The organism is Arthrobacter sp. YAF17, from assembly GCF_052113365.1.
Lineage (GTDB): Bacteria > Actinomycetota > Actinomycetes > Actinomycetales > Micrococcaceae > Arthrobacter.
The window spans coordinates 134,022-144,368 of sequence record NZ_JBFRDB010000012.1 but is presented as its reverse complement, the minus strand read 5'-3'; the positions used below and the strand labels follow the sequence as shown (position 1 = coordinate 144,368).

Here is a 10,347-nt window from a genome sequence, read left to right as displayed (position 1 = left end):
GCCGGGAAGGGGTCGATGGGGGTCACCGGTTGTGTCCGCTCACCAGTCATGGACGGTGCCGTCGACGAGGCGGTTGTAGGGCAGGTAGGCCTGCTGGTAGGGGAACGCCGCGGCGGCTTCCTCGTTGAACTCGACGCCGATGCCGGGCTTGTCGCCCGGGTGCAGGTACCCGTCCACGAACGTCATGGACTGCTCGAAGACCTCGTTCGTCGCATCCGAGTGCTGCATGTATTCCTGGATCCCGTAGTTATGGATCGCCAGACCCACATGCAGCTGCGCGGCGAACCCGACCGGGGAAATRTCSGTSGGCCCGTGGAAGCCGGACTTGATCTGGTACTGCGCGGCGAAATCCATCACCTTCTTCAACGGCGAAATSCCGCCGAAGTGGGTCGACGCGGCCCGCACGTAGTCGATSAGCTGTTCCTTGATCAGGGTCTGGTAGTCCCAGACGGTGTTGAAAATTTCACCGATCGCCAGCGGCGTGGTGGTGTGCTGCCGGACCAGCCGCAGGCCYTCCTGGTTCTCGGCCGGGGTGCAGTCCTCGAGCCAGAACAGGTCATAGGGTTCCAGCGCCTTGCCCAGCTTCGCGGCCTGGATCGGSGTCATCCGGTGGTGCCCGTCATGCAGCAACGGGATTTCCGGGCCGAACTCGTTCCGGACCGCCTCGAACACCGAGGGCAGGTGCCGCAGGTAGGCCCGGGTGTCCCAGTCCTCCTCCTGCGGGAACGCCCCCCGCCCGGCGGGTTCATAGTCATACCGCTCCCCGGAGGCCTGCGCCTGCGCCGCGACCCCGTAGACGGCCTTGATCCCGGGCACCGCGGTCTGGATCCGGATCGACTTGTACCCGAGCTCCAGGTGCTCCCGGACAGAATCGAACAGCGAGGGCAGGTCCGCGCCCGAGGCGTGCCCGTACGCGCGCAGCCCGTTCCGGGACGCCCCGCCCAACAACTGGTACACCGGCATCCCAGCGACCTTGCCCTTGATGTCCCACAAGGCCATGTCCACCGCGGCGATCGCGGCCATCGTCACCGGACCCCGGCGCCAGTACGAGGACCGGTACAGGAACTGCCACGTGTCCTCGATCCGGTGCGGATCCTTACCGATCAGCAACTGCGCAACATGCTCCTTCAGGTACGCCGCGACCGCGAGCTCACGCCCGTTCAGCGTCGCATCCCCGATCCCCGTCACACCATCCTCCGTGGTGATCCGCAAGGTCACGAAGTTCCGGGAAGGGCTGGTCACAAAGACTTCAGCAGCAATGATTTTCACAGTTGGTCCAAGGCTTTCGGTGTCGGTCTGAAATGAATCGGGCGGAGGCGGCCGGGGCCGGTCCTAGCGCTGGGTCGTCCCGCTGGGCGTGGCCCCGAGCAGTGCGAGCTCGTCCCGGCGGGGCAGGCCCTCCCAGTCACCGGCGGTGCTGACGGCGAAGGCCCCTGCGAGGGCGCCGCGCTGCAGGCGGCCGGCCACGTCCTCGCCGTCGAGCAGGGCGGAGAGGTAGCCGGCGGTGAACGCGTCGCCGGCGCCCACGGTGTCGATGCTGGTGACGGGCACGGCAGGCGTTTCCCACCGGCCGGCCGCGGTGTGGACCCCGGCGCCGGCCGCGCCGCGTTTGACCACGACCTCGCGTACGCCGCCGTCGATCAGTTCGGCGGCCATCGCCGCTTCGGCGTCGCCAGAGACTGCAGCGTCGCCGGAGACTGCTGCTTCGCCAGAGGCGACCAGTTCAAGTTCGTCGTCGGAGGCGATCAGGATGCTCGCGTACCGGGCCAGCGGGGTGAGGACGGCGCGCGCCTCGTCCCGGGACCAGAGCTTGCTGCGGTAGTTCACATCAAGGGAAACTTCCAGCCCTTCGCCGGCCGCGCGGGCGGCAGCGTACTCCACGGCCCGCCGCGCCTCCTGGCTGAGGGCGGCGGTGATTCCCGTGAGGTGCAGGACCCTTGCGCCGCTCCGGAAGGCAGCATCGACGTCGTCCCGGCCGATTGTGGACCCGGCGGAACCGGCGCGGTAGTAGAAGGCCCGGGTGACGTCGGCGGTGCGCTGTTCGAGGAACATCACACCGGTGCTGCGGGTGGCGTCCTTCCGGTGCTGCACCGCAATGCCCTCGCTCCGCAGCTGCCGCAGGATGAACTCGCCGTGCGGGTCGGCGCCGACCACACCGGCCCAGCCCACCCGGTGGCCGAGCCGGGCAACACCCACGGCCACGTTCGACTCCGCCCCTGCCACATGCATGCCCAGGGCGCCGCCGGCGGACAGCGGCCCGGCGGAGCGCAGCGAGACCATCGATTCTCCGAGGGTCAGGAGCTCAGGGGCCCCCGGGACGGGAAGCACAGAATCGGGAAGCACAGAATCGGGAAGCACAGGGACGGGAAGCACGGAATCGGGATTCACAGCGGGCGCTCCGCGGCGGTCCGGCGGTCGAATTCGGCGGCAAGCGCCACGAAGGCGCGGGCCCGCTCACGCACCGGGGCCAGGTCCCCGCCGGAGCCGGCGTCCCCGAACAGCGGTCCGCCCAGGCCGACGGCGACGGCGCCCGCCTGCCAGTAGCCAGCCGCCTCCTCGAGCCCCACGCCGCCGACGGCGATGAAGGGGATCCCGGGGAACGGGTCGCGCAGGGCCTTGAGGTAGCCCGGTCCGCCGATGGATGCGGGGAAGAGCTTCACCGCGGTGGCGCCGCGGGTCATCGCCTCGTAGGCCTCGGTGGGCGTCAGTGCCCCGGCCAGTACCGGGATTCCCCGCGCTGCGGAGGCGTCGATCGACTCGGCCAGGGCCGGGGTGACCATGAACTGGCCGCCGGCCTCGGCCACGTGATCTACATCCTGCRCTGTCAGCACCGTGCCGGCGCCGACGAAACAGCCTGCCGGGGCGGCGGCGCGGACCTCGCGGATCGCGGTGAGCGCGTCCGGCGTCGTGAGGGCGATCTCGACGAAACGGAAGCCCTCCTCCATCGCGGTGAGGGCGGCCTTCGCGGCCGCACCGCCATCGTTGCCGCGCACAATGGCCACCAGCCGGGTCTGCCGGATTCCCGCCAGGAGTAGTTCCGGGGTCAGTACTGAAGTCATGTCATTCACCATTCTGCAAAGGCGCCGTCGGGGTGGCGCCAGACGGGCCCGCGCCAGGCGTGGCCGCGCTTGTCCGCGGCGCGGACCACGGCCTCGTCGATTTCGATTCCCAGACCCGGGCCGGTCAGGCGTTCGATGTGGCCGTCCACGAACTTCAGCGGCGACTTGTCCACCACATAGTCCAGGACTTCGGCGCCCTGGTTGTAGTGGATCCCGATGCTTTGCTCCTGGATCAGGAAGTTGGGTGTCGCGAAGCCCACCTGCAGGCAGGCGGCCAGCGCCAGCGGACCCAGCGGGCAGTGCGGGGCGAGCTGGACCTCATAGATTTCGGCGAGCGAGGCGATCTTGCGGACCTCGGTGATGCCGCCGGCGTGGGAGAGGTCCGGCTGGGCCACCGCGATGCCGGCCTGCAGCGCGGGCAGGAATTCCTGCCGGCTGTAGAGCCGCTCACCGGTGGAGACCGGCGTCGTGGTGGACGAGGTGAATTCGCGCAGCAGGTGCGTGTTCTCCGGGACCACCGGTTCTTCGAGGAAGAAGGGCCGGTACGGTTCCAGCAGCGGCGCCACGCGCCGGGCGTTGGCGAGGCTGAAGCGGCCGTGGAAGTCGACCGCGACGTCGCGGTGGTCGCCGAGGACCTCGCGGGCGGCGGCGACGCGGCGGACGACGCCGTCGATCTCCGCGACAGAGGCGACGGGGCTCATCCGGCCGCTGGCGTTCATCTTGACAGCGGTGAGACCGACCTCCAGCTGGGCGCTGATCTGGTCGGCGACCTCGTTGGGCTCGTCCCCGCCCACCCAGCCGTACATCCGGATCCGGTCGCGGACGTGTCCGCCCAGGAGCTGGTGCACGGGGGTGTTGAAGTGCTTGCCGGCGATGTCCCACAGGGCCTGGTCCAGCCCTGAGACGGCGCTGGCCAGGATGGGTCCGCCGCGGTAGAAGGAGCCCTTGGTCATGACCTGCCAGTGGTCCTCGATCCGCAGCGCATCGTTGCCGATGAGCAGCTCGGAGAGCTGGTCGACGGCGGTGCGGACCGTTTCGCTGCGGCCCTCGCAGCTGGCCTCGCCCCAGCCGACGATCCCGCTGTCGGTCTCGATCCGGACGAAGAGCCAGCGCGGGGCGATGAGGAACGTTTCAATCCTGCTGATGAGTGTCATCGGTGGCCTAGCCCTTGGTTGCGCCGGCGGTCATGCCGGAGACGATGTACTTCTGCGTGAAGAGCGCAATGATCATGATCGGAACGGTGACCACCGTGGCGGCCGCCATGAGCCCGCCCCAGTCGATGCTGGCGTAGGAGACGAAGTCGAAGATCGCGACCGGGAGGGTCTTGGTCTTGGATCCGGAGAGCACCAGGGCGAACATGAAGTTGTTCCAGGAGAAGATGAAGGACAGGATGCCCGCGGTGGCCATGCCGGCCACGGAGAGCGGCAGGGTGATGCGGCGGAAGGCGCCGATCGGGGTGAGCCCGTCCACCTGTGCGGATTCCTCCAGTTCCAGCGGCAGCGAGTCGAAGTAGCTCATCATGATGTAGACGATCAGCGGCAGCGAGACGAACATGTGGCTGAGGATCAGGACTTCGAAGCCGCCCACCATCTTCAGGTTGGAGAAGACGTAGTACCAGGGCACCAGCAGGGAGACGCCGGGGATGACGCGGGCCATCAGGACCACAAGGGCGGAGCGGTGCATGGTGAAGCGGCTCATCGCGTAGGCCGCCGGGACCCCGAGGACCAGGGACAGGGCCGTGGAGACGAAGGCCACCCAGAAGCTGTTGAAGATGAAGACGAAGTAGTTGTTGCGCTGCAGCACGTTGGCGTAGTTCTCGCCCGTGGGCGTGAAGAAGAACGACTTGCCGGTGTCGTAGATGTCCACGTTGGTCTTGAAGGACGCCAGCAGCATCCAGAACAGCGGGGCCACCAGGAACAGCACGACGGCGATCAGGGCCGTGACGCGGAAGGCCTTGTAGGCGCGGGTGCCCAGGGGCTTGCGGCGGCGGGGGGCCGGCGCGGGCCTGTTCGGGGAGGTTTTGGTTTCAGTGTTTTCGGTGAGGACGGTCATTTGCTTACCGCTTTCTTGCGCATGGTCAGCAGCCACATAGAGCCGATGATGATCATGAAGAACAGGATCAGCACCGCGGAGGACAGCCCGTACTGGTTGTAGTCGAAGCTCAGGCCGTAGGCGTAGACGTTGAGGGTCTCCACCTCGTGGAAGGATCCGCCGCCCTTGCCTTTGGTGGCGTAGAGGATGTCGAAGGTCTTCAGGGCGTCGATGCCGCGGAGCAGGATGGCCACGATCACCGTCGGCATCATGAGGGGCAGCGTGATGAAGAAGAAGCGCTGGAAGGCGTTGGCGCCGTCCATCCGGGCCGCCTCGTCGGGCTCCTCGGACAGCGAGGTCAGGCCGGCGAGCAGGATCAGCACCACCATGGGGGTCCACTGCCACACGTCCATGAAGATGGTGGTGCCCAGCGCGGTGTCCTGTCCGGAGAGCCACGGCTGCGGCGGGATGCCGACCATGCCCAGCAGCTGGTTGACGAAGCCGATGTTGGGGTCGAAGATCAGCCGCCACATCATGCCGACGGCCACGGGGGTGGCGACCAGCGGCAGGAGGATGGCGACGCGGACCCACTTTTCGCCGCGGAACGGGCGCCACAGCAGCAGCGCGATGCACATGCCCAGGACCACTTCGCAGACCAGGGCGACGCCGGTGAAGCTCAGCGTGCGGCCGACGGCGGGCCAGAAGCGTTCGACGTCGGACAGGACCGTGAGGTAGTTCTCCAGACCGACAAACTCGGACGCGGCGCGGACCGAACCCTGCGAGTCGGTGAGGCTGAGGTACAGGGTCCAGGCCAGCGGGAAGATGATCAGGACGCCGACGAAGATCATCGCGGGGGCGGCGAAGAGCCACTTCCGGTGCCGGTTGGCCCAGGCGGAGAAGTTCTCGCGGGCGCCGGGGGCACGGCCGCCGTTGCGGCTGGACGGCGGCTGGGACTGCGCGCTGCGGGGAGGGGTCAATACAGACATGGTTCACCTAAGGAGTCGGGGGTGAAGTGAAGAGCTGGCCGCGGCGGGGCGGCGGCTGGGCTGCCGCCCCSCCGGGCTGGGTGGTGCATCGGGCGTGAAGTGCGCCGGTGCTACTTCTTTTCGCTGTCCAGGAACTTCTGGAAAGCGTCGTGGGCCGTGTCAGCGGCGGCGGATGCGTCCTCGCCGGTGATGGTCGCTACGATCGGGCCGCCCACGATTTCGCGGGCCTTTCCAACAGTGACAACCTCGGGACGGTCGTGGCCGACGCCGTTCTTGGCGCTGGCGGAGATGGCCTCGGCCAGGTCCTTCGGGTAGGTGGAGGTACCGGCCGGGTCGGCCCAGACGGAGGCACGCGGTCCGGGGACGCCGGCCTTCTGCGCTTCGAGGGTGCGTTCCTTGCTGGTGGCCCACTGGATGAACTTCCAGGCATTGTCCTGGTTGCCCGAGGCTTCATTGACGGCGAGGCCCCACGACGGGATGTTGTACGGCTTGGAACCTGCCGGTCCGGCGGGCAGCGCGGCGAAGCCGACGGAGTCGGCGACCTTGGACTTGGCCGGGTCGGTGGCGTTCTTGTAGAGCGAGTCGGCCTCAGTGTAGAAGGCTGCCTTGCCCTGGGTGAAGATGGCCATCGCCTCGGGCCAGCTCATGTCGGTGCTGACGTTGGCCGGGCCGTAGTTCTTGATCAGGCCGCCGTAGAAGGCGTAGGCCTTCTTGGCTTCGTCGGTGTTGACGGCGGACTTGCCGCTGGCATCGGTGAAGTCGCCGCCGAAGCTGTAGAGGAAGCTGGAGAACTGGGTGACGGCGGCGGACTTGCCGGTGCGGGCCACGAAGCCTGCGGTGTCCGGCGAGGAAGCCTTGATGGCCTTGGCCGCTGCTTCGAGCTCTTCCATGGTCTTGGGAACCTCGAGGCCGGCCGCCTTGAGCAGGTCCTTGCGGTAGTAGAGCACTTCGCGTTCGGTGATGATCGGGACGCCAACGACCTTGCCGTCAGCGGTGGTGGCCTTGACCGGGCCCTCCTGGTAATCCTTCCAGTCCCAGCTGGAGTCCGAGGAGACCTTGGACGTCAGGTCCGCGAGGTAGCCGTTCTTTGCGAACGCCTTGCCCTCCTGCAGCGGACGGTACATCATGACGTCGATCTCGTCGCTGCCGGCGTTGAGCTTGACGTTGTACTGGTCCGAGAGCTGGTCCTCACCGAGCTGGGTCAGCTCGACCTTGAGGCCGCTGGACTTTTCGAATTCCGGAATGGCTGCCTTGATGCCCTCGGTCCAGACGTGGTTCGCGAGGGTGACCCGGACGGTGCCGGCGGCTTTTGCATCGCTGCTGCCGCTGGCGCCGCCGCAGGCGGTGAGGCCCAGAGACAGGGCCGCGGCGACAGCCGCGTACTGCACGATCGAACGTCGCTTCATTACGACTCCCTTGGTTCTTCAGGGCTGGGCATCACGGTCCAGCCGGCTGCAAATGCATCTTTACATCTGCTCTGGAAGTGATCTTAGATAAATAAAGCAGACTTAAACAACCCCTTGCGTCCCACCCGTATGATTTATTTATGAAAACCCCAAAGGCGGAGTCCTCAGCTGACCTGCATTCCGTGCTGGTCCAAAACCTGGGGCTCGCCATTGCCGAGGGGACCCTGGCGCCGCGCTCGATCCTCCGGCTGGACGAGCTCGAGGCGCAGCACAGCGTCTCCCGCTCGGTGGTCAGGGAAGCCGCGCGGGTGCTTTCCTCCAAGGGCATGCTGGAATCACGACGGCGGCTGGGCACGGTGGTGCAGCCGGAAGACGCCTGGAACGCCTACGATCCGCAGGTGATCCGCTGGCGGCTGGCCTCCTCCAGGCGGTTGGAGCAGCTGCAGGCACTGAACGAACTCCGCGGCGCCGTTGAACCCCAGGCCGCGCGGCTCGCCGCCGGGCGCGCTTCCCTGGACGCCGCCAGCGATCTCGTCTCACAGGCGGCGCGGCTCTGGGCGGCGGGCCAGCGGGGGGACAACGACGAATTCCTCCGGCTGGACATCGAGTTCCACGCCGCGGTGCTCAAAGCCTCCGGGAATCCCATGTTTTCCCAGCTGCACAACCTCGTCACCGAGGTCCTGACCGGGCGCACCGAGCACGGCCTGATGCCGCACCTGCCGCACCATGAAGCGCTGCAGCTGCATGTGGATGTGGCCAGCGCCATCCAGCGCGGCGAGGCGAACGCGGCACACGCCGCCATGAGCCGGATCGTGGAGCAGTCCACCGAGGAGATGGGCGACATCTGGTCCAGCCACCAGCACGGCCCCGCCGCCTAGCCCCTCACCCGCCACATCAGCCACACCGCGGGGTCAGCTACGGCCCATGTTGGCCCCAGGCGATGGGCTCGAGGTGACCCCGCGTTGCTTCTGCGTTCAGTCTTCGGTGGGAGTGGTGCGGAGCGGGTGGTAGTTCCGCCAACTGTGCTCCGGCGCGTATCCAAGCAGCCGCTTGGCCTTGTCGATCGAGAGCAGGGTTTCGTGCTCACCGAGCTCCTTGGTCACGGGCACGTCCGGGAACACCTCCGCTGCGAGGCTGGCGCTGGAGCGGCTCATCACCGTGTCCGCGTTGGCGATGATGAACGCCTCGAACCCCGGGGTGCCGTGTTCGAGGGCGCGGGCCACGGCCTGCGCGCCGTCCCGGCCGTCGATGTAGCCCCACAGGTTCCACTTGCGCAGCCGCGCGTCGGCGTCGAAGCCGGGAAACTCCTCGTAGTCTTCGGGGTCCATCACGTTGGAGAAGCGCAGTCCGGTGATGCTCAGCTCCGGGTCCCAGCGGGTGAGCTGGATCGCCATCTGCTCCTCGAGGTGCTTGACGAGGGAATAGGTGCTTTCCGGCCGGGCCGGGTATTCCTCGTCCACCGGGACATAGGGAGGGTCGACGTCGAACGGCAGTCCCAGCACAGTCTCACTGGACGCGTAGACAATTCTCTTGATCCCGGCCCGGCGGGCCGACTGGAACACGTTGTAGGTCGACAGCATGTTGTTCTCGAACGTCGCGGCGTCCGGGGCGTGGCCCGGAGCCGGGATCGCGGCCAGGTGCACCACCGCGTCGAACCCAGCGTGCCGGTCCTCAAGGCCCAGGAACACATCCACCACCTGGCCGTAGTCGCGCAGGTCCACCTCGGTGAATCCGCGTCCGCGCGTGCCGGTGCGGTCCAGGTTGGTGATCTCGTGGCCGTCCTCGCTCAGCCGCCGGACGACGCTCCGGCCGAGCTTTCCGCTTCCTCCGGTAACAGCAACTCTCATCGGCACTCCTTAAAACGGCGGGGTTAGGTGGTGGTTTGTTCCACCCTAGGGCGGGCGGCGGACGGTGCCCAGCCCCGGGTGACTTTTGGCCCTAGGCTCTGCCGGGCGGACCGGGCAGGCTGGGGGCCATGAACGCTGATCAGCGGATGGTCGCGGGAGTGGACGGTTCGGACTTCTCGACGACGGCGCTTCGGCTCGCCGGCCGCATGGCCAGTTCCCCTGTCGACTGCCCGGTGCTCGTGGTCGGCGACGGCCCGGGAAGACAACAGCCGGGCGGATGAGCCGGTCCCCCGCATCCCTCCGGCTCCGCGGGCCGGTGGCGGCACTGGCCGCGGCAGCCGCCGCTGCCTGCTACGTCCTGGCCGTCCGGCCGCGGCTGCTGCGCTGGGGTGCGAGCGCTCAGGAAGCTGCCGGGCCGCTTCCCGGCGACGAGCTCGTTCGCACGCCTCGGATGCAGAGCACCCGTGCCGTCACCATCAACGCACCGGCCGCGGACGTCTGGCCCTGGCTCGTCCAGCTGGCTGCCGGACGAGGCGGAATGTACAGCTACGCTGCGCTTCAGAACGCCGCGGGCCCCGGCATGCGCGGCGCGGACCGGATCCTGCCCGAACAACAGCGGCTCGACGTCGGCGACGTCATCCCGCTCGGCCCCGACGTCGGCATTCCGGTCCGGCGGCTGGAGGCCGGCTCCGTGCTGGGTCTCGGCGGCACCATGGATCCGCGCACCGGGAAGATCACCTCCTCCATCGTTGCACCCGCAGGCTCGCGGCTGGAACTGGGTTGGACATTTGTCCTGCATCCCGTCGATGAACGCACCACCCGGCTGCTGTCCCGGACGCGCTACGATTATTCGCCCCTGGCCGTGGGACTGATCCTCCGGTCGGTTCTGGAGCCCATGCAGTTCATCATGGAACGGCGCATACTGCTGGGCCTCAAGTCCCGGGCCGAGGGACGGGACCGGTAACCGGCCGGCAGGCAGCCTTGGTGCCCTTGTACCCTGCGCCGGCCGCCCCCAGGT

At 67.9% G+C, this 10,347-nt stretch carries 11 protein-coding genes; 3 read left to right on the top strand and 8 right to left on the bottom strand.

The genetic code is table 11. The features are described 5' to 3' along the window. Window positions 1-39: 39 nt before the first annotated feature. The 7 genes from manD to AB4Y67_RS11940 all read right to left on the bottom strand — a co-directional run bounded on the left by manD (window position 40) and on the right by AB4Y67_RS11940 (window position 7,482). Entirely contained in the window at window positions 40-1,269 is a 1,230-nt protein-coding gene (manD, locus tag AB4Y67_RS11970; protein ID WP_441405994.1) for a D-mannonate dehydratase ManD, read from the bottom strand. A gap of 63 nt (window positions 1,270-1,332) precedes the next feature. After that, entirely contained in the window at window positions 1,333-2,388 is a 1,056-nt protein-coding gene (locus tag AB4Y67_RS11965) for a sugar kinase (RefSeq protein ID WP_441405993.1), read from the bottom strand. Then, window positions 2,385-3,059 carry a bifunctional 4-hydroxy-2-oxoglutarate aldolase/2-dehydro-3-deoxy-phosphogluconate aldolase gene (locus AB4Y67_RS11960; RefSeq protein WP_441405992.1) on the bottom strand — a complete coding sequence of 225 codons (675 nt, stop codon included), beginning with the start codon at window positions 3,057-3,059 and terminating at the stop codon, window positions 2,385-2,387. Before AB4Y67_RS11960 ends, AB4Y67_RS11965 begins: the two co-directional genes overlap by 4 nt. A gap of 5 nt (window positions 3,060-3,064) precedes the next feature. Further along, window positions 3,065-4,213: a galactonate dehydratase gene (gene dgoD, locus AB4Y67_RS11955; RefSeq protein ID WP_441405991.1), complete on the bottom strand. Its 1,149-nt coding sequence runs from the start codon at window positions 4,211-4,213 to the stop codon at window positions 3,065-3,067. A 7-nt stretch (window positions 4,214-4,220) separates the two neighbouring features. Then, window positions 4,221-5,111, bottom strand: a complete 891-nt coding sequence (locus tag AB4Y67_RS11950; protein ID WP_441405990.1) for a carbohydrate ABC transporter permease — start codon at window positions 5,109-5,111, stop codon at window positions 4,221-4,223. Beyond that, window positions 5,108-6,076: a carbohydrate ABC transporter permease gene (locus AB4Y67_RS11945; protein WP_441405989.1), complete on the bottom strand. Its 969-nt coding sequence runs from the start codon at window positions 6,074-6,076 to the stop codon at window positions 5,108-5,110. The genes AB4Y67_RS11950 and AB4Y67_RS11945 overlap by 4 nt, the downstream gene beginning before the upstream one ends. Window positions 6,077-6,186: 110 nt before the next feature. Beyond that, window positions 6,187-7,482 carry an ABC transporter substrate-binding protein gene (locus tag AB4Y67_RS11940; protein WP_441405988.1) on the bottom strand — a complete coding sequence of 432 codons (1,296 nt, stop codon included), beginning with the start codon at window positions 7,480-7,482 and terminating at the stop codon, window positions 6,187-6,189. A 140-nt stretch (window positions 7,483-7,622) separates the two neighbouring features. Here AB4Y67_RS11940 and AB4Y67_RS11935 point away from each other — a divergent pair, with 140 nt between their 5' ends. Next, the gene (locus AB4Y67_RS11935; RefSeq protein ID WP_441405987.1) at window positions 7,623-8,360 is read left to right on the top strand and encodes a FadR/GntR family transcriptional regulator; all 738 of its coding nucleotides are present in this window, start codon (window positions 7,623-7,625) and stop codon (window positions 8,358-8,360) included. 96 nt (window positions 8,361-8,456) lie between these two features. On the opposite strand, the gene AB4Y67_RS11930 is transcribed toward AB4Y67_RS11935, so the two are convergent. Beyond that, window positions 8,457-9,329, bottom strand: a complete 873-nt coding sequence (locus tag AB4Y67_RS11930; RefSeq protein WP_441405986.1) for an NAD-dependent epimerase/dehydratase family protein — start codon at window positions 9,327-9,329, stop codon at window positions 8,457-8,459. Window positions 9,330-9,457: 128 nt separating this feature from the next. Between AB4Y67_RS11930 and AB4Y67_RS11925 the strand changes: the two genes are divergently transcribed. Both AB4Y67_RS11925 and AB4Y67_RS11920 read left to right on the top strand, forming a co-directional pair. Beyond that, entirely contained in the window at window positions 9,458-9,610 is a 153-nt protein-coding gene (locus AB4Y67_RS11925; protein WP_441405985.1) for a hypothetical protein, read from the top strand. After that, on the top strand, window positions 9,607-10,293 hold the full coding sequence (locus AB4Y67_RS11920) for an SRPBCC family protein (RefSeq protein WP_441405984.1): 687 nt from the start codon (window positions 9,607-9,609) through the stop codon (window positions 10,291-10,293). The genes AB4Y67_RS11925 and AB4Y67_RS11920 overlap by 4 nt, the downstream gene beginning before the upstream one ends. Window positions 10,294-10,347 lie beyond the last annotated feature (54 nt).

What these genes read in the sequence shown, in the direction of transcription:
- AB4Y67_RS11925 (WP_441405985.1), top strand. Translation starts at nt 9,458, where the DNA reads ATGAACGCTGATCAGCGGATGGTCGCGGGAGTGGACGGTTCGGACTTC.
- AB4Y67_RS11935 (WP_441405987.1), top strand. Translation starts at nt 7,623, where the DNA reads ATGAAAACCCCAAAGGCGGAGTCCTCAGCTGACCTGCATTCCGTGCTG.
- AB4Y67_RS11945 (WP_441405989.1), bottom strand. Translation starts at nt 6,076, where the DNA reads ATGTCTGTATTGACCCCTCCCCGCAGCGCGCAGTCCCAGCCGCCGTCC.
- AB4Y67_RS11920 (WP_441405984.1), top strand. Translation starts at nt 9,607, where the DNA reads ATGAGCCGGTCCCCCGCATCCCTCCGGCTCCGCGGGCCGGTGGCGGCA.
- AB4Y67_RS11950 (WP_441405990.1), bottom strand. Translation starts at nt 5,111, where the DNA reads ATGACCGTCCTCACCGAAAACACTGAAACCAAAACCTCCCCGAACAGG.
- AB4Y67_RS11940 (WP_441405988.1), bottom strand. Translation starts at nt 7,482, where the DNA reads ATGAAGCGACGTTCGATCGTGCAGTACGCGGCTGTCGCCGCGGCCCTG.
- dgoD (WP_441405991.1), bottom strand. Translation starts at nt 4,213, where the DNA reads ATGACACTCATCAGCAGGATTGAAACGTTCCTCATCGCCCCGCGCTGG.
- AB4Y67_RS11930 (WP_441405986.1), bottom strand. Translation starts at nt 9,329, where the DNA reads ATGAGAGTTGCTGTTACCGGAGGAAGCGGAAAGCTCGGCCGGAGCGTC.